We start from the raw sequence: 16,673 nt of genomic DNA, 5'->3' as shown, positions 1-16,673 counted from the left end.
ATTGTGAGGTGGCCGGTGGCGGCGGTCAGTCGGGCACGCGGTAGTGGCGGTCGCTCAGCAGGTCGATGCCGCATTCCAGGCGTTCGGCCCAGTCGATGAACTCGCGCACGGCCGGCCCGCGCAGCGGCGAGCCGTGCTGCGGCACGATCATCTGGATGTCGAGCGTGCGTGCCATCTGGGCCCAGTGGCGCAGCACCTTGTTCGACACCATGTAGCGGCGGTGGAAGCCCTCCATGCGCGGCAGGTGGCTGGCGAGTTGCGAGACCATGTGCTGCGCCTGCTCGCCGGTGCCCATCGAGGCGGCGAGGTCGCCGGAGAAGAGGATGCGGCTCACCGGGTCGTAGAACTGGAAGTTGCCCTCGGAGTGCAGGAAGTGCGCCGGCAGCGCGATCAGCTCGCCGCGCCCGAGCGGCACCCGCATGCCCGGGTCGGCGATGCCCACGATGCGCCCGTCGGTCTTGCCCGATTTGCAGAAGTGCGGAATGAAGCGCTCCCACACCCGCGAGATGTAGATCTTGGCCGAGGGCGTGGCCGTCATCCAGCGGTCGAGCGAGGCGATGATGTCCGGGTCGGCATGCGAGGCGAGGATGGCCGACAGCCGCTGCGGCGCGAAATGCCGCGTCATCGCGAGGTAGAGCTCGCCGTAGGCGAGGTTGCCGCCCGGGTCGATGATGGCGCCGGTGTCGCCGTCGATCACCAGGAACTGGTTGGACTGCACCACCTCGTCGCCTTCCTGGCACAAGTCGGTGAACATGAGGCACTGGTGGCCGTCGCGGTTGTAGAGCTCGATGGGCATGGCGCGAGAGCTTAGGCAGCCAAGCCCGGCGCACCCTTGCGCCCCGTCAAGCCCGGGGCGCGGCGGTCACATCCTGAAACGCGGGCGACGCGTCGATGCCGTCCGGGCGCAGCGTCAACACCCGATCGGCGTGCGCTGCCGCGTGCAGCGAGTGCGTGACCAGCACGCACGCCGCGCCGTGCTCGCGCACCTGCGTGGCCAGCAGGGCCATCATCTTGTCGGCTGTGTCGGGGTCGAGGTTGCCGGTGGGCTCGTCGGCGAGGATCAGCCGCGGCCGGTGCACCAGCGCTCGTGCAAGCGCCACACGCTGCAGCTGGCCGCCTGAAAGCGTCTTGGGCAAACGATCGCCGAAGCTTCCGAGGCCCACCGCGTCGAGCATCGAGCGCACACGCGCCTCGTCGGGCCGGCCCTGCAGCAGCAGCGGCAGGCCCACGTTGTGCGCCACGCTCAGGTGCGGCAGCACATGGAAGGCCTGGAACACGAAGCCGAGCTGCGTGCGGCGAAAGATCGCCTGCCCGGCCTCGGGCATGGCGGTGATGTTGGCGCCGGTGATGTGCACGTCGCCGCCGTCCACCGTGTCGAGCCCGGCGATGCAGTTGAGGAAGGTCGACTTGCCCACGCCCGACTCGCCCAGGATGGCGACGAATTCGCCCTCGGCCAGCGCGAGGTTGACGCCGCTGAAGACGGTGCTCTCGCCATACCGCTTGGCGAGCGCGCGGACTTTCAAGACCTCAGCCATGCCCCATCGCCTGCGCATGCCGGCGTGCCAGCGCCACCACCTGCTGCGCGGCATCGGCCGCTTCGCAGGCCACCACCTGCCGCTGCGGCATGCCGCGCAGCCAGGTGATCTGGCGCTTGGCGAGCTGGCGGGTGGCGGCGATGCCGCGCTCGGGCAGGTCGTGCAGGTCGTCGTGGTCGAGCGCTTCCCAGGTCTGGCGGTAGCCCACGCAGCGCATCGACGGCAGGTCGGCGTGCAGGTCGCCACGCTCGCGCAGCGCCCGCACCTCGTCGACCAGGCCCTGCGCCAGCATGTCGTGGAAGCGCTGGGCGATGCGCGCGTGCAGCCAGGCACGGTCGGTGGGCTCCAGCGAGAGGAGGGGCGGGGTGTCGAGCACCTTCTTGTCGGTGTGGAAGCTCGACAGCGGCTGGCCGCTCACGCGGTAGACCTCGAGCGCGCGGGTGATGCGCTGCTGGTCGGCGGGCTTGAGGCGCGCGGCGGTCACCGGGTCGACGCGCTGCAGCTCGCGGTAGAGCGCGTGCAGGCCTTCGCGTTCGAGCTGTTCGTAGAGCGCGGCGCGCACGTCGCGGTCAGCGGCAGGCATGGCGTCGAGCCCTTCGAACAAGGCCTTGTAGTACAGCATCGTGCCGCCCACCAGCAGCGGCAGCCGGCCGCGTGCGCGGATCTCGCCGATGAGCCGCTGCGCGTCGTGCACGAAGCGCGCGGCCGAGTAGGCCTCGGCGGGGTCGATGAGGTCGATGAGGTGGTGCGGCACGCGGGCGCGCTCCGCCGCGCTGGGCTTGGCGGTGCCGATGTCCATGCCGAGGTAGACGAGCGCCGAGTCGACGCTCACGATCTCGACCGGCAGCACCTCGGCGATGGCGAGCGCCGCAGCCGTCTTGCCCGAGGCGGTGGGCCCGGCGAGGCAGAGGTAGGGGTACCGGCTCATGTTGACGGCACCGCCGTGGCCCGCTGCGGCTCGCCGTGGCGCTGTACCAGCGTCCACGCGACGAGCGCGATGCCGACCCCGAAGACCCCCACGCCAAGCGTCAGCGGGTAGACCGTGCCGTCGAGGTGCTTGCCGAGCCAGGTGCTCACGAGGAAAGCGCTGACCGACATGCCGAAGCCCGACAGCGAGGCGGCCGTGCCGGCCTTCTCGGGGAAGGGCCCGACCGCACCCGCCTGCCCGCAGGGCTGGTGGATGCCGTGCCCCAGCGCATAGAGCCACTGCGGCACCGCGATGGCCCAGACGTTGTGCACGCCGAAGAGGCTCAAGGCCGCCATGCTCACGCCGCCGGCCAGCGACAGGGCGCCCCCGACGGCCACCGCGCCGCGCAGGCCGCGCGACAGCAGCAGGCGGCGGCAGAGGAAGGTGCCCGCGGTGTAGGCGATGGAGCTCGACAGCAGGAACAGGCCATAGCCGGCGCGCGAGATGCCCAGCACTTCGATCACCACGAAGGACGAACCGGCGAGCGTCACGAAGAGGCCGCCATAGGTCAGCGCCGACAGCGTGGCCCATGCGAGGAAGGTCGGGTGCGTCGCGACGCTGCGCCAGTTGCGCAGCATCGGCACGATGCGCGTCGCGCTCGGGTTGCGTGCCGGCACGGTCTCTTCGAATCGCCACAAGACGAGGCCGAGCGCCACCGCGCCGAACACCGCGAGCACGGTGAGCGCCGCATGCCAGTTGAAATATTCGACCAGCACGCCACCGAGCACGGGGCTCGCCATCGCGATGGTGCCGAGGCCGGTGAGCGCACGCGACATCACCCGTGCGCCTTCGTGCGGTGCGTAGAGGTCGCGGATGATCGAGCGCCCGCAGGTCACCGCTGCGGCCATCGCCGCGCCTTGCAGCGCACGCCACAGCACCAGCCACTCGATGGCCGGCGCGGCGGCGCTCAGCACGCTGGCGATCGTGTACAGCGAGAGGCCCACCCGCAGCACCGGCTGCCGCCCGAAGCGATCGGCCAGTGGCCCGCACACCAGTTGCCCGAAACCGAAGCAGATGATGAGCGCCGACAGTGTGAGCTGCGCCGAGGCGATGTTGGCCCCGAGGTCGCGCGTGAGCGCGGGCAGGGCGGGCAGGTAGAGATCGGTGGTGACGGGCTGGATGCCCATCAGGAGGGTCAGCAAAAGCACCACCGTGGCCGGGCTCATTGCCACACGGTGGGCCGCAGGGGCGGCCGGTGTCGGGGTCATCGTGCGAGGGTAGCAGCCTTGTTAGGATGCCGCTCCCTCTCTGTTTGCCGACGCTGCACCGACCATGACGACGCCCCGCCGCCTTCTCGCCCTTTGTGTGGCCCTGAGCCTCGCGCTCGTGCAGAGCGCGCATGCGGTGGAGCTGATCAGCGCCGAGCAGGTGGTGCAGCGCGCGCAGCAAGCCGCACCCGCGGGCGATGTGCGCGCCAGACTGCAAGGGGCGCTCGAACGCAGCGACGTGGCGGCGGCGCTCGCCGAGCGCGGCGTGAGCGCCGACGAGGCGCAGGCCCGGGTGGCCGCGCTGACCGACGCCGAGGCCGCCTGGCTGCTCGCCGAGATCGACAACGCGCCCGCCGGGGCGTCTGGCGAGGTGATCGGCACGATCATCCTCGTGCTCGTCATCCTGGTGTTCTCGGACATCCTCGGCTTCACCCGCATCTTTCCCTTCCTGCGGCCCGCCCGCTGAGGTGGCGTGCAGCGGCGTGCCTGCCTCGCGCTGACGCTCGCACCGCTGACCGGCTGCGCGGTGCAGGCCGATGCGTGGCTGGCGGAGCCGCCGGCCGGGGTCCCGACGCGGGTGGAGCTGTCGCACACGCCGTTCTTTCCACAGACCGAGCTGCACTGCGGGCCGGCCGCGCTGGCCACCGCGCTCGGAGCGATCGGCATCACTGCAACGCCCGAGGCGCTCGGTCGCGAGATCTTCCTTCCCGCGCGCGCGGGCACGCTGCAAGCCGAGATGCTCGCCGGCACACGTCGCCAGGGGGCGCTGGCCGTGCGCATCCCCGGCACGCTGGCGTCGGTGTTGCGCGAGCTGGCCGCCGGCCACGTGGTCGTGGTGTTGCTCAACCTGGGCCTCGCGATCGCACCGCGCTGGCACTACGCGGTGGTGATCGGCCACGACCTGGAAGCACGTGAACTGCTGATGCGCTCGGGCACCACCGAGCGCGACCGCATCGCCATGCGCACCTTCGAGCACACCTGGGCGCGCTCGGGGCACTGGGCGTTTGTCGCCGTGCCGCCCGGCCGCTGGCCGGCCACCGCACAGGCCGAGGCGGCGGTCGACGCCGCCATCGGGTTCGAGCGCAGTGCGTCGCCGGCGCAGGCCTTGAAGGTCTATGAGAGTGGCCTCGCGCGATGGCCGGCAAGCCTGCCGCTGGCGATCGGCCTCGGCACCGCCGCGCATGCCACGGGCGACTCATCGCGGGCGAAAGAGGTGTTTCGGCAGGCCGGCGAGCAGCACGGCAGCGGCGCCGCGTGGCTCAATCTCGCGCGGCTGTTGCAGGCGGAAGGAAAGCGCAGCGACGCCATCGCCGCTGCGCAACGCGCGCTGCAAGACCCGCCGTGGGCCCCGCAGGCGCAGCGTTTTCTCGATCAGCCGACGATTCGGCCGTAGCGTTTCAGCCGACCATTCGACCGTAGCGGTCGAGTGCCACCAGCTCCACGTACTTCGAGCCCTGCGTGCTGCCGGGCGTGAACTGCACGGTGTAGCCGCCGAGGTCGGTGCGCAGGTTGGAGAGGGCCTCCTTGATGCCGCGCTTGTTGGCCCCGGCACCCCGCATCGCCACGCGCGTGGCTTCGACGGCGATGCGCCCGCTGATGTAGCCCTCCAGCGTGGCCACGTTCACCCGCTCTTCGCTGCGGATGGCCGTGAGGTCTTGCTGGCAGCGGCTCACCACCTGCAGGCCCATCGCTGACGGGCGTGGCACCACCACGCTCAGGATGGCGCTCTGACCGCGGCTGGTGAGCGTCTCGATCAGGTCCTGCCCCGCCATCGACGAGGCATAGAAGAGGCCCTTGTACCGCGCCGCGTGCATCTGGTCGATGATCGCGGCCACCGGCGCAGCGGCGGTGACGAAGAGCACGCAGTCGAGGCTGGCACCGGCCAGTTTGGTGGCGGCCGCCTGGAACGAGGCCGGGTTCTGGTCGACGGCGATCACCTCGCGCGGGGCGATGCCGGCGTTCGCCAGCGCGCCCGTCATCGCGCCCAGGTTGGCCGGCGTGATGCCGACCTGGTGCACCAGGCCCACGCGCAGCAGCGCGCGCTCGCGGGCGTAGGTCACCATGCGCTTGAACTCGAGGTCGTGGCCGGCACGCACGTGGAAGGCCGAGTGCACCTTCTCGTGGCGCAGGCCCATGGTGCCGCTGGCGGGGCCCACGAGCGGCATCTGCTGCTGCTCGATGGCGCTCATCGCGGCTTCGGTGCCGCTGCCGCTGGTCAGGCCCACGAGCGCCGCGACGTTCGAGCCGAGCAGCGTGCTCACGTTCTGCACGCAGCGCTCGGGCGAGCCTGCGTCGTCGAGCGTGATCAACTCGAAGCGTGTGCCGCCGGTTTTGGAGGCGGCTTCGAACGCCGCCACGATGCCGGCGCGCACGTCGCGCGCATGTTCGGCGCCGAGGCCGGTCATGGCGGCCGACTGGCCGAACTTGATGACGTTGGTCTGCGCCAGCACGCGGCCCGCAAACCCGGCGCTCAGAGCACCCGCCATACCCCCAACGATGAGATTTCTGCGATTCATTTCATGCACCCCTGTGTGTCCGTGGACAGGTGCGCATTAGCCGCTCAATCGGGGTGTTACGGCGTGTCTGCTTGTTGCACGGGCTTCGTGACCGCAAGGGCCCGAACCCCCTCGTTTAAGGGGGAAAGTGCACAGATTCCCGTCCGGGTTTGCCCGGGAAACACGGTTACGCCGAGTTACGAACTCGGTAAATCACCGTGCAGTTCCTTCAATCCATCCGCGGCCCCGCCATGGGTCGCGGTCTGTTCAGCGCAACGAGATCTTCACGTTCTTCAGTTCGGTGTTCTCCAGGATCGCGTCCATGCCGCGCTCCTTGCCCAGGCCCGATTCCTTCAGCCCGCCGAAGGGCGCATCGCTCGAGGCCTTCATCCCGGTGTTGATGGAGATGTTGCCGATCTTCAGGCCCCGGGCCATGCGCAGGGCTCGCGCCGAGTCGCGGGTGTAGACCACACCGGCGAGGCCATAGCGGCTGTCGTTGGCGATGCGGACGGCGTCCTCCTCGGTCTTGAAGCGGATGACGGTCTGCACTGGGCCGAAGACTTCCTCCTGTGCGATCTGCATGCTGTTGTTCGCATCGAGCACGAGGGTGGGCGCGACGAAGGCGCCTTTTGCGAGTTCGGGGCGGGCGCTCAGGTCCTGCACCACGTCGAGCGTGGCACCGGCCGCTTGTGCGCCTTCGAGGTAGCCCTGCACGCGCTTCAACTGCGCCGGGCTCACGAGTGGGCCCATGTGGGTGTCTTCGAGCTCGGGCAGGCCGACCTTGAGCTTCGCGCAGGCCGCGCGCAGCTTGGCGGTGAACTCGTCGGCGATGCTCTCGTCGAGCAGGAGGCGTGTGCAGGCCACGCAGATCTGGCCGGTGTTGAGCATGATGTCGCTCGCGGCGAGCTTCACCGCGCGGTCGATGTCGGCATCGGCGAACACGATCAGCGGCGACTTGCCGCCGAGTTCGAGCGTCAGCCGCTTGATGCGGTCGGCCGCGGCGCGAAAGATCGACTTGCCGGTGACCGTGCCGCCGGTGAACGAGATGCGCTCGACCATCGGGTGCGCCACCAGCGCATTGCCCACCGTGCGCCCGGGTCCGTTGACGATGTTGACCACGCCTTCGGGAAAGCCGGCCTCGAGGATGGCCCGGCCCAGCTCGACCGACGACAGCGGCGTGATCTCGCTCGGCTTGACCACCACCGTGTTGCCCGCGGCGAGCGCCGGCGCGAGCTTGCTGAGCATGAGTGTCAGCGGGTAGTTCCACGGCAGGATCATCCCGACCACGCCGAAAGGCTCGCGGATCGTGTAGTTCATGACGCTGGTGTCGGCGACGTTGAGCGTCTGCCCGCCCAGGCCCATGGCGACGCTTGCGAAGTAGTCGATGGTGTCGGGCAGCACCGCCATCGACTGGCGTGTGAAGGTGATGGGCCGGCCGACGTTGAGCGTCTCCAGCCACGAGACCTGCTCCATGCGCTGGGCGAAGCTCGTGGCGAGCTTGCGCAGCAGCTTGGCGCGCTCGCGCGCCGAGGTCTTGCTCCACACCGTGTCGTACGCGCGCTGGGCGGCCTTCACCGCACGGTCCACATCCGCTTCGTCGGCCTCGTAGGCGCTGGCGAGCTTCTGGTTGAGGCTGGGGTTGAAGGTGTCGAAAGTGCGCCCGGATTGCGAGGCGACCTCCTGGCCGTCGATCAGCATCGGGTAGGGGCCGGTGCGCAGGATGTTGTCGGGGATCATGAGGGTCTCCTGGGGTCAGATGTTGCGGCCGGCGTTGGCCCAGTAGGGCGCACGCAGCTGGTTCTTGAAGAGCTTGCCCATCGCTTCGCGCGGTAGCGAGGCGCGCAGGTCCACCACCTTGGGCACCTTGTAGCCCGCCAGGCGCTCGCGCACCCAGGCACGCAGGCTCTCCGGCGTGGGCGAGTGGCCCGGTGCGGGCACGACGGCGGCGGCCAGCGCCTCGCCGTACTCGGGGTCGGGAATGCCGAACACCGCCGCGTCGAGCACCTCGGGGTGGGCCAGCAGCACGTGCTCGATCTCGGCCGGGTAGATGTTCACGCCGCCCGAGATCACCATGTCGCGCTTTCGGTCGGTGATGAAGAGGTAGCCCTCCGCATTGAGGTAGCCCATGTCGCCGTTGGTGATGTGGCCGTCGCGCTCGATGCTCTGGCGCAGGGCGGGGTCGTTCTTGTAGGTGAAGGGCAGGGCGTTGTCGCCTGGGTTCACGTAGACCTCGCCGACCTCGCCGGCCGGCAGCGGGTGGCCTTCGGCGTCGAGGATGCGCAGCGAGAAGCCCTCGACCGGCTTGCCCACGGTGCCGGGAAAGCGCAACCAGTCTTCGCTGGTGCCGAGCGTCACGAGGCCGGCTTCGGTGGAGCCGTAGGTCTCGGTGAGGATGGGGCCCCACCAGTCGATCATGGCGCGCCGCACCTCGGGCGGGCACGGCGAGCCGCCGTGGGTGGCGTTCTCGAGCGTCGACACGTCGTAGCTGGCGCGCTGGGCGGCGCTCAGCTTGAGCAGGCGCACCAGCATCACCGGCACCAGCGAGAGGTGGGTGAGCCGGTAGCGCTCGACGGCCTGCAGCAGCAGCTCGGCGTCGAAGCGCGGCATCACCACGATCACATCGGCCATCTCGAGCGCGAGGCGTGCACCGGCGTTGGGGCCGGCGTGGTACAGCGGGCCGACGACGGCGGTGCGCATGCCCGCGCGTGCACGGTTGACGAGGGCGCGCACGCGCAGCTGGCCGGCGTGCTGGGCCGGCGTGCCGGGCAGGCGCATCACGCCCTTGGGGCGGCCGGTGGTGCCCGAGGTGTAGAGCAGCGTGCCGAGCGTGGGCACGGGGGCGGCGCGCCAGGGCTCGATGCCGTCGCGCCAGTCGGCCCAGCGCAGCGTGCCGTCGGGCAGCGGCGCGTCGCCACCGGCCAGGCCGTAGGCGTGGGTCGTGTCGGGCGGCGTGTCGACCACGATCACGGTCACATGAGGTGGCACGACGGTCGCCACCTGCGACAGCAGGTCGGCGTGGACCACCAGCACCTTCGCGCCGCTGTCGGCGAGCAGGTAGCCGGCTTCGTCGGCCTGGAAGTGCCAGTTCACCGCCACGAGATACGCGCCCAGGCGGTTCACCGCGAGGATGGCCTCCAGGTAAGGCAGGTCGTTGCGCATCATCACGGCGACCGCATCGCCCTGACCCACGCCGAGCGACGCGAAGCCCGTCGCCGCGCGGGCAGCGTTCAGGCGCAGCGTGCTTCCGCTCATGCGGCGCTCGCCGCAGACCAGCAGTTGGTGGTCGGGGTTCACGAGGGCGTCTCCAGCGTCTTCAACCGGTTCAGGTGGGTGGCAGCGTCGGCGAGCAGGGTGGCCATTGCCTCGGCGACCGACTCGCGTTTCGTTGCGAAGCCGATCGCAGGGCCCATCGACACCATGCCCTGCTGCACGTCGCCGCCGCGGTAGCAGAGGTCGCGTGTGGTGGTCCCCTTGATGCGGTCGCCGAACTCGGGGTAGCTGCGCACGCCTTCGGCCTCCATCTGCTGCACGGTGCGGGCGTTGTCGTTGGCGAGCACGCGCCAGGTGTCGCGCAGCGAGCGCATCGCGGTGGTGGAGCTTTCTTCGTCGCAGCCGATGAGGTGGTTCTTGTAGTTCTCGTGCGCCCAGACTTCGTGGCAGGCGAGAAAGCGGGTGCCCATCAGCACGCCGTCGGCGCCGAGCGCGAGCGCGGCCACGATCTGGCGGCCGCTGCCGATGCCGCCGCCGAGCACGAGCGGCACCTTGAGGCGATCGACCGCATAGGCGCCCATCACCGAGACGGGCAGCTCGTTCATGCCCGGGTGGCCGCCGGCTTCCATGCCGACCAGGCACACCGCATCGGCACCGAGCGCTTCGGCCTTCTGAGCATGGCGGATGCGCGAGGCCTTGTGCATCACGATGCCGCCGCTGTCATGGATGGCCTTGAAGAGCGGCTCGGGATGCGCGGCCACGGTCTCGAAATGCCGCACGCCCTCTTCGAGCGCGACCTCGATGTGGCGCGGCACGATCTCGTTGTTCTGGTTGCGCGACGAGAGCGTCAGGTTCACGCCGAAGGGCTGGCCTTGCGTGAGGTCGCGGCAGAGCTTCAGCTGATCGCGGTAGGCGCCGAGCGTGTCGAACGAACGCGGCGTGATGAATCCCATGCCGCCCGCGTTGACGATGCCGGCGACGAAGCGCGCATCCGACAGCCACATCAGCCCACCCGCGAGGATGGGATGCTGGATGCCGAAGAGCTCGGTGATCCGTGTCTTGAACAAGCGCCCGCTCACAACATCGTGAACCCGCCGCTCACCCCGATGCTCTGCCCGGTGATGAAGGCCGCCCGGTCGGAGGCGAGGAAGGCCACCATGCCCGACACGTCTTCCGGCTTGCAGAGGCGGTTGAGCCCGCGCGAGATCGGGTAGGCCTTGAGCATCTTGGCCAGGCGCTCGTTGTTCTCGGGCGTGGCGCTCGGCGCGAGCGCACCATCCTTGATGCCTTCGTGCGAGACGGCGCCGAGGGCGATCACGTTGACGTTGATGCAGTCCTTGCCGTGCTCTTGTGCGATGGCCTTCGAGAAGCCGAGGATCGCGGCCTTGGCGCCCGAGTAGACGGCGAGGTTGGCTTCGCCCACACGGCCCGCCTCCGACATGATCGAGACGATCTTGCCGCCGCGTTTCTCCACCATGCCGGGCAGCACCGCCTTGCAGCAGTACAGCATGCCGTAGACGTTGAGGTCGACGATCTTTTTCCAGCCGATCGAATCGGTCTGCAGGAACTTCGGCGGGATGCCGCCCTTCTCGCGCCGCTCGGGGATGATGCCGGCGTTGTTGACCAGGATGTCGATGGTGCCGAAGGCGGCGCTGCCCTCGGCGACCATCCTGTCGACGGCCGATTCGTCTGTGATGTCGGCCACCGCCGCGCGGGCCTGGCCGCCCGCGTCGTTGATCTCCTTGGCCACCGCGTTCGCACGTTCGGCGAAGAGGTCGTTGACCAGCACGTGCGCGCCTTCGGCCGCGAGGTCGAGGCAGATGCGCCGGCCCACGCCCTGGCCACCGCCGGTGACGAGGGCGACCTTGCCCTTGAGATGCAGATCCATGGTGTCTCCTGAGAGGTGATGGTCAGCGGCCCTTGAAGACCGGGGGGCGCTTTTCGACGAAGGACTTCATGCCCTCCTTGCGGTCCTCGCTGTCGACGACCATCGTCGCGGCGTAACGCTCGAACTCGAGGCCAGCGTCGAGGCCGACCTCGATGCCGAGGTTGATCGACTGCTTGGCGAAGCGCAGCGCGAGCGGCGCGTTGCGGGCGATCCTGGTGGCCATCTCGAAGGCCGCTGGCATCAACTGGTCAGGTGCGACCACATGGTTGACGAGGCGGATCTCGTGCGCACGCTGCGCATCGATGATCTCGCTCGTGAAGATCAGCTCCTTCGCCACGCCCACGCCCACCACGCGGGGCAGGCGCTGCGTGCCGCCGGCCGCGGGGATGACGCCGATCTTTCCTTCCGGCAGGCCGAAGCGGGCGGTGCTGGAGGCGATGCGGATGTCGCAGCACAGCGCGAGTTCCAGCCCACCGCCGAGTGCGACGCCATTGATCGCCGCGATGATGGGTTTCTCGAACTCCTCGATGTCGCGGAAGAGCTGGTGCGTGGCCTTCTGCTTCAGGTAGTAGTCGGCCGGATGCGTCTGGGCGGCAGCGCGCTCCTTGATGTCGGCGCCGGCGCAGAAGGCGCGGTCGCCCGTGCCGGTGAGGATGACGCTGCGGACGGTCTCGTCGTTGCGCGCGAGGTCGAGGATGGCCGCCTGCAGGTCGGGCTTCATCGTGCCGCCGAGCGTGTTCATGCGCTCAGGGCGGTTGAGGCGGATCACGGCGACGCCGTCCTTCACCTCATACAGCAGCGTCTCAAATTGCATGTCGGTCTCCTTCAATCCGTCTTCTGCAGCACGTGGGCGATGGCGACCGAGCCGAGGCCGATCATGTGGGCCATCGCAAGCCGTGTGTTCGGGTGCTGGCGGCCGGTGGCCTCAGAACGCATTTGGCGGGTGATCTCGGCGATCTGGCCCACGCCCGTCGGGCCGATGGGGTGGCCCATGCCGATCAGGCCGCCCGATGCATTGACGGCGCAGCGGCCGCCGATGGCGGTGTCGCCACGCGCCAGGTCGTGTGCCCCTTCACCGGGGTGGCTCACGCCGATGGCTTCGCCGTAGACGATCTCCTCGATGGAGAAGGCGTCGTGCAGCTCGACCATGTCGAGGTCGCTCGCGGCAATGCCTGCCTGTTCGAGTGCGGCGAGCGACGAGTCGCGCACCATCTGCACGATGGGAGGCACCTCGCCCCGGCCCAACTTTTCGCTGGTGGACACCGAGGCGATGACGCGCGGTGAGCGCGTGCGGCTCAAACCCAGGCGCGCGATGGCCGCGGCCGAGGCCACGATCACCGCTGCCGCGCCTTCGCCGCGTGGGCAGCACTGCTGCACCGTCAGCTCGCCGGCCACTTTCGGCGACGCCAGCACCTGCTCCAGCGTGCGTGGCTTGCGGAACTGCGCATAGGGGTTGAGGGCCGCGTTGCCGTGGTTTTTCACCGCCACGCGCGCCAGCGCTTCGACGTTGAGCCCACCGTCGCGCAGGTAGCGGCGTGCGAGCAGCGCGAACTTGGCGACCGGCAGATTGCTCGTCGGGCTCAGCGGGGCCAGGCCATCGCTGCCCGAGGCGCGCCGTGCGTGGCCGGTCTTGTCGACACCGACCGCGAGCACGACGTCGTGTTCGCCGCTCGCCACCGCCTGGCAGGCGAGGCGGAAGGCCGACGAGCCGGAGGCCGAGGCGTTCTCGACCTGCGTGACCGAGAGGCCGGTGGAGCCGAGGTGGCGCAGCATCACGCGCCCCGCGGCCATGCCGAGGGCTGCGGTGCCGACGAAGGCGGCCTGCACCTGCGGCCACTGCAGGCCGGCGTCCTTCAAGGCCTCGCGCACGGCGGTGAGGCCGAGGTGGACGTAGGGCGTTTCGCTCGGGAACTGGTACGGGTGCATGCCGATGCCGACGACATGCACCGCGCGCTCTTGCAAGAGTCGGTTCATGAGCTGGCCTCTTTCGGGCGGAAGCGCAATCCGCGCTGCGTGTCGGTCGGGTCGGCGCCGATGGCTTGCATCGGCATGTCGAGCTTGAGCTGCGATTCGTCGACCACGGCGATGAGCGCCTCTTCTACGACACCGGGCGCGAGTTCCACTTCGCCGACCACAACGGGCGGCGCGAGCCCAGGCACCACGTCGCCGTGGAGGGTGATGAAGTTGCGCAGGATGGGCGTCTGCGGCATCGGCACCTTGTCGAGCGTGTCGTCGCCGCACTCGCGGCAGCCCCAGGCGCTGGACGGGAAGGTGTAGGTGCCGCACCGGCGGCAGTGCGCGAGCAGCGTGGGCAGGTGGTCCACGCCCCAGGCGGGGCTGAGTGGGGCGGCAGTGGTCATGGCGCGAGGCGTTGGGTGAGGGAGTTCTTCAGCGCCGCGATGTCACGGGCGATGTCGCTCGACGCCGGGTCGAGCATCGATTGCGTGCGCAGGCCACGCAGCGTGGCGATGAGCAGGCGTGCCTCGTCGGCGGCCTTCACGTCGGCGCGGATGCTGCCGGCCTGCTGGCCCTTGACGAGGGTGCGGGTGAGCGAGGTGTGCCAGCGTCTGCTGAAACGCGCGAAGTGCTCGCGGATCTGCGGCGCGGGGCCGATGGATTCGAGCATCAGCACGAAGAAGGCGCGTGACGAGAGTGGTGGGTCGTCCATGCCTTCGAGGTAGCAGTCGATCTCGCAGAACACGGCATCCAGCCCGGAGAGACCCCGCAGCCGCGCCAGCAGGCCGGTGCGGAAGTCTTCGATCACCCGCTCGACCAGCTCTTCGAGCAGCTTGTCCTTGGTGCCCCAGCGGTGCGAAACCAGGCCGCGGCTGTAGCCCGATTCGGCACCGATGGCTTCGAGCGTGGCCTGCGAATAGCCGCGCGTGGCCACCAGCCGCAACGCCGCCTGCAGCATGCGCGTGTCGGACTCAGCCACGCGCTCGGCCTGGGTGCGGCGAGGGGGCAGGGTGTCGGCTGGCATGGCGCCAGTCTAGAACTTACTGGCTCGCCAACAAGTAAGTTGATCGGCGTTTTCGTCGGTGTTAACGCTAGGGCGTTCCGCCCTGGAAAACGTTCGACGGCGCGCGGCTCAGAAGCGCTCGTTGCCGCGCAGGTAGCGCCAGGCGCCGGGCGGCAGGTCGCCCAGCATCACGTTGCCGATGCGCACACGCTTGAGGCCCACCACCTTCAGGCCCACCGCTTCGCACATGCGGCGGATCTGCCGCTTCTTTCCTTCGCGCAGCACGAAGCGCAGCTGGTCGTCGTTGACCCACTCCACCTGCGCCGGCTTGAGCGGCTCGCCGTCGAGTTCGAGGCCGTGGTTGAGCAGGGCAAGGTTCTGCTGCGACAGGGGCTCGCCCGTCACGCTCTCCACGCGCACCAGGTATTCCTTCTCGACCTCGCTGTCTTCGCCGATGAGCTGCTTGGCGATGCGGCCGTCTTGCGTGAGCACGAGCAGGCCGGTGGAGTCGATGTCGAGCCGGCCGGCCGGCGCGAGGCCGCGGTGGTGGCTCTGCAGGAAGCGGATGCCCGAGCGGTCTTCGCGCCACTGGTTCTGCGGTGTGACGAGCACCGACGCCGGCTCGTAGCCGTCTTCGGCCTGGCCGCTCACGTAGCCGATGGGCTTGTGCAGCAGCACCGTGACCTTCAAGGCCTGCGCATCGCGCGCCTTGGCCTCGATGCTGATCAGCTGGCCCGGCAGCACGCGCGAGCCGAGCTCTGTGACGACCTTGCCGTCGACCCGCACCCAGCCTTTGGGAATCCACTCGTCGGCTTCGCGGCGCGAGGCGATGCCAAGCTCGCTCATGCGCTTGGACAGGCGCATCGAGCCAGGGTTGTCGACATGCACCTTGAAGTCTTCGTCGTCATCGTCGTCGCGATGACGCGGCCGCGGGGGGCGCTTGGGGGCCTGATGCGGCTGGGCGGGGCGTGCAGGGCCGCCGAAGGCCGTGTTGGGTTTGCCGAAAGCGGTGTTGCCGCCGGCGCGCGCCGGGCCCACCGGACGGGCAGGCGGGAGCGGCCGTGACGGGCGGTCCTGGCGCTCTTGTCGCGGCGGGCGGGTGTCGCGCTGCTGGCGTGCGGCCGGGTCGACGGGGGCGCGGTCATCGCGCCGGGGCGGGCGGCCGAGGCCTTCGGGTTCGGGCTGGCGTCGTGTCGAAGCGGGCGGCCGGTCGCCGTAGCGCAGCCTCAGCTGCTCCTGGTAGCGCGCCTCGCGCTCTTCACGCTCGGCCTGTGCCTGCGACAGGGTGGGACGCTTCTTCACGCCTGTGCCGCGCACGGGGCCGCGGGCCGGCTTGGCAGGGCCGGCGGGCGAGGTCTTCTTCAACTTCAAGGTGGCCATGCCGGGATTGGAACATGGCGTGCCCCGCCAGCCTAGCCGCGCGGGTGATGGGCCGCATGCAGCGACTTCAGCCGTTCGCGCGCCACGTGGGTGTAGATGGTGGTGGTGGAGATGTCGGCGTGGCCGAGCAGCATCTGCACGGCGCGCAGGTCGGCGCCGTGGTTGAGCAGGTGCGTGGCAAACGCATGGCGCAGCGTGTGCGGAGACAGCGGCACCCGCACATCGCCCTGCAGCGCGTACTTCTTGATGAGCTGCCAGAACATCTGACGCGTCATCGGGCCACCGCGGGCGGTGACAAAGAGCGCATCGCTCGCCTGGCCCTGCAGGATGGTGCTGCGTGCCTCGGCCTGGTAGCGCGTGAGCCAGGCATGCGCCTCTTCGCCGAAGGGCACGAGGCGCTCCTTGGCGCCCTTGCCGGTGACGCGCAGCACGCCTTCCGACAGGCTCAGGTGCACGCTCTTCAAGGTGACGAGTTCGCTCACGCGCAGGCCGCTCGCGTACATCAGCTCGAGCATGGTGCGGTCGCGCAGGCCGAGCGGGGTGTCGACGTCGGGCGCGCGGAGCAGGGCCTCGACCTGTGCCTCGCTCAGTGTCTTGGGCACCCGCAGCGGCTGCTTGGCCGACAGCAGCTTGAGCGTCGGATCAGCCTGCACGAGATGCTCGCGCAACGCCCAGCGGAAGTAGCGCTTGAAGACAGTCAGCCGCCGGTTGGCGCTGGTGGCCTTGCTGGCGGCATGCTGCGCGATGGCATGCTCGCGCAGGTGGCTTTCACGCGTGTCGTCGAGTGCTGCGCCGTGGGTCTTTGACAACCACTGAGCGTACAGCGTCAGATCGCGGCGATAGGCCGCGAGCGTGTTGGCCGACAGCCCGTCCTCGATCCACAGGGCATCGATGAAGCGGTCGATCGACTGTTGGCTCGCAGCAAGGAATGAGTCGGCCATGCATCGATGATCGCACCGACGACGCCCCCGAAAAGCGAGCGCAGCGAAGCGTGATCGAGCCACCCGAAGCCCGGGTCCCCCGGGCCGATG

The 16,673-nt window shown here is 69.6% G+C and carries 17 protein-coding genes; 2 read left to right on the top strand and 15 right to left on the bottom strand.

The window, feature by feature from the left end:
• Positions 1-25: 25 nt before the first annotated feature.
• The 4 genes from LRS03_RS08340 to LRS03_RS08325 are packed head-to-tail and all read right to left on the bottom strand — an operon-like array spanning position 26 to position 3,710.
• Positions 26-796 carry an oxygen-binding di-iron domain-containing protein gene (locus LRS03_RS08340; protein WP_257824944.1) on the bottom strand — a complete coding sequence of 257 codons (771 nt, stop codon included), beginning with the start codon at positions 794-796 and terminating at the stop codon, positions 26-28.
• 46 nt (positions 797-842) lie between these two features.
• A complete protein-coding gene (locus LRS03_RS08335; RefSeq protein ID WP_257824943.1) occupies positions 843-1,535 on the bottom strand; it encodes an ABC transporter ATP-binding protein in 693 nt (230 codons plus the stop codon).
• Positions 1,528-2,463, bottom strand: a complete 936-nt coding sequence (gene miaA, locus LRS03_RS08330; protein WP_257824941.1) for a tRNA (adenosine(37)-N6)-dimethylallyltransferase MiaA — start codon at positions 2,461-2,463, stop codon at positions 1,528-1,530. Before miaA ends, LRS03_RS08335 begins: the two co-directional genes overlap by 8 nt.
• Positions 2,460-3,710 carry a multidrug effflux MFS transporter gene (locus LRS03_RS08325; protein ID WP_257824940.1) on the bottom strand — a complete coding sequence of 417 codons (1,251 nt, stop codon included), beginning with the start codon at positions 3,708-3,710 and terminating at the stop codon, positions 2,460-2,462. The genes miaA and LRS03_RS08325 overlap by 4 nt, the downstream gene beginning before the upstream one ends.
• Before the next feature lie 64 nt (positions 3,711-3,774).
• Between LRS03_RS08325 and LRS03_RS08320 the strand changes: the two genes are divergently transcribed.
• Positions 3,775-4,176, top strand: coding sequence for a PA2779 family protein (locus LRS03_RS08320; RefSeq protein ID WP_257824938.1), 402 nt, complete (start codon positions 3,775-3,777; stop codon positions 4,174-4,176).
• A gap of 6 nt (positions 4,177-4,182) precedes the next feature.
• The gene (locus LRS03_RS08315; RefSeq protein ID WP_257824937.1) at positions 4,183-5,103 is read left to right on the top strand and encodes a PA2778 family cysteine peptidase; all 921 of its coding nucleotides are present in this window, start codon (positions 4,183-4,185) and stop codon (positions 5,101-5,103) included.
• A 4-nt stretch (positions 5,104-5,107) separates the two neighbouring features.
• Here LRS03_RS08315 and LRS03_RS08310 read toward each other — a convergent pair whose 3' ends face one another.
• The 11 genes from LRS03_RS08310 to xerD all read right to left on the bottom strand — a co-directional run bounded on the left by LRS03_RS08310 (position 5,108) and on the right by xerD (position 16,583).
• Complete coding sequence (locus tag LRS03_RS08310; RefSeq protein WP_257824935.1) at positions 5,108-6,196, bottom strand: ABC transporter substrate-binding protein; 1,089 nt, start codon at positions 6,194-6,196, stop codon at positions 5,108-5,110.
• A gap of 276 nt (positions 6,197-6,472) precedes the next feature.
• The gene (locus LRS03_RS08305) at positions 6,473-7,942 is read right to left on the bottom strand and encodes an aldehyde dehydrogenase family protein (protein WP_257824934.1); all 1,470 of its coding nucleotides are present in this window, start codon (positions 7,940-7,942) and stop codon (positions 6,473-6,475) included.
• A gap of 15 nt (positions 7,943-7,957) precedes the next feature.
• Positions 7,958-9,499 carry an AMP-binding protein gene (locus LRS03_RS08300; protein WP_257824933.1) on the bottom strand — a complete coding sequence of 514 codons (1,542 nt, stop codon included), beginning with the start codon at positions 9,497-9,499 and terminating at the stop codon, positions 7,958-7,960.
• Positions 9,496-10,482, bottom strand: coding sequence for an NAD(P)H-dependent flavin oxidoreductase (locus LRS03_RS08295; protein ID WP_257824931.1), 987 nt, complete (start codon positions 10,480-10,482; stop codon positions 9,496-9,498). The genes LRS03_RS08300 and LRS03_RS08295 overlap by 4 nt, the downstream gene beginning before the upstream one ends.
• 8 nt (positions 10,483-10,490) lie before the next feature.
• Entirely contained in the window at positions 10,491-11,303 is an 813-nt protein-coding gene (locus LRS03_RS08290; protein WP_257824929.1) for an SDR family NAD(P)-dependent oxidoreductase, read from the bottom strand.
• A 22-nt stretch (positions 11,304-11,325) separates the two neighbouring features.
• A complete protein-coding gene (locus LRS03_RS08285; protein WP_257824928.1) occupies positions 11,326-12,117 on the bottom strand; it encodes an enoyl-CoA hydratase/isomerase family protein in 792 nt (263 codons plus the stop codon).
• An 11-nt stretch (positions 12,118-12,128) separates the two neighbouring features.
• Complete coding sequence (locus LRS03_RS08280; RefSeq protein ID WP_257824927.1) at positions 12,129-13,277, bottom strand: thiolase family protein; 1,149 nt, start codon at positions 13,275-13,277, stop codon at positions 12,129-12,131.
• Complete coding sequence (locus LRS03_RS08275; protein ID WP_257824925.1) at positions 13,274-13,663, bottom strand: Zn-ribbon domain-containing OB-fold protein; 390 nt, start codon at positions 13,661-13,663, stop codon at positions 13,274-13,276. Before LRS03_RS08275 ends, LRS03_RS08280 begins: the two co-directional genes overlap by 4 nt.
• Complete coding sequence (locus tag LRS03_RS08270) at positions 13,660-14,283, bottom strand: TetR/AcrR family transcriptional regulator (protein WP_257824924.1); 624 nt, start codon at positions 14,281-14,283, stop codon at positions 13,660-13,662. The genes LRS03_RS08275 and LRS03_RS08270 overlap by 4 nt, the downstream gene beginning before the upstream one ends.
• A 108-nt stretch (positions 14,284-14,391) precedes the next feature.
• Entirely contained in the window at positions 14,392-15,642 is a 1,251-nt protein-coding gene (locus LRS03_RS26825) for a pseudouridine synthase (RefSeq protein WP_374685044.1), read from the bottom strand.
• A 32-nt stretch (positions 15,643-15,674) separates the two neighbouring features.
• A complete protein-coding gene (gene xerD / locus LRS03_RS08260) occupies positions 15,675-16,583 on the bottom strand; it encodes a site-specific tyrosine recombinase XerD (protein WP_257824923.1) in 909 nt (302 codons plus the stop codon).
• Positions 16,584-16,673: the final 90 nt, after the last annotated feature.

Source organism: Rhizobacter sp. J219 (assembly GCF_024700055.1).
Classification (GTDB): Bacteria; Pseudomonadota; Gammaproteobacteria; order Burkholderiales; family Burkholderiaceae_C; genus Rhizobacter.
This window is presented reverse-complemented; position numbering and strand designations above follow the sequence as displayed.

What these genes read in the sequence shown, in the direction of transcription:
- LRS03_RS08305 (WP_257824934.1), bottom strand. Translation starts at nt 7,942, where the DNA reads ATGATCCCCGACAACATCCTGCGCACCGGCCCCTACCCGATGCTGATC.
- LRS03_RS08290 (WP_257824929.1), bottom strand. Translation starts at nt 11,303, where the DNA reads ATGGATCTGCATCTCAAGGGCAAGGTCGCCCTCGTCACCGGCGGTGGC.
- LRS03_RS26825 (WP_374685044.1), bottom strand. Translation starts at nt 15,642, where the DNA reads ATGGCCACCTTGAAGTTGAAGAAGACCTCGCCCGCCGGCCCTGCCAAG.
- LRS03_RS08280 (WP_257824927.1), bottom strand. Translation starts at nt 13,277, where the DNA reads ATGAACCGACTCTTGCAAGAGCGCGCGGTGCATGTCGTCGGCATCGGC.
- LRS03_RS08310 (WP_257824935.1), bottom strand. Translation starts at nt 6,196, where the DNA reads ATGGCGGGTGCTCTGAGCGCCGGGTTTGCGGGCCGCGTGCTGGCGCAG.
- LRS03_RS08335 (WP_257824943.1), bottom strand. Translation starts at nt 1,535, where the DNA reads ATGGCTGAGGTCTTGAAAGTCCGCGCGCTCGCCAAGCGGTATGGCGAG.
- miaA (WP_257824941.1), bottom strand. Translation starts at nt 2,463, where the DNA reads ATGAGCCGGTACCCCTACCTCTGCCTCGCCGGGCCCACCGCCTCGGGC.
- xerD (WP_257824923.1), bottom strand. Translation starts at nt 16,583, where the DNA reads ATGGCCGACTCATTCCTTGCTGCGAGCCAACAGTCGATCGACCGCTTC.
- LRS03_RS08340 (WP_257824944.1), bottom strand. Translation starts at nt 796, where the DNA reads ATGCCCATCGAGCTCTACAACCGCGACGGCCACCAGTGCCTCATGTTC.
- LRS03_RS08325 (WP_257824940.1), bottom strand. Translation starts at nt 3,710, where the DNA reads ATGACCCCGACACCGGCCGCCCCTGCGGCCCACCGTGTGGCAATGAGC.
- LRS03_RS08285 (WP_257824928.1), bottom strand. Translation starts at nt 12,117, where the DNA reads ATGCAATTTGAGACGCTGCTGTATGAGGTGAAGGACGGCGTCGCCGTG.
- LRS03_RS08270 (WP_257824924.1), bottom strand. Translation starts at nt 14,283, where the DNA reads ATGCCAGCCGACACCCTGCCCCCTCGCCGCACCCAGGCCGAGCGCGTG.
- LRS03_RS08275 (WP_257824925.1), bottom strand. Translation starts at nt 13,663, where the DNA reads ATGACCACTGCCGCCCCACTCAGCCCCGCCTGGGGCGTGGACCACCTG.
- LRS03_RS08320 (WP_257824938.1), top strand. Translation starts at nt 3,775, where the DNA reads ATGACGACGCCCCGCCGCCTTCTCGCCCTTTGTGTGGCCCTGAGCCTC.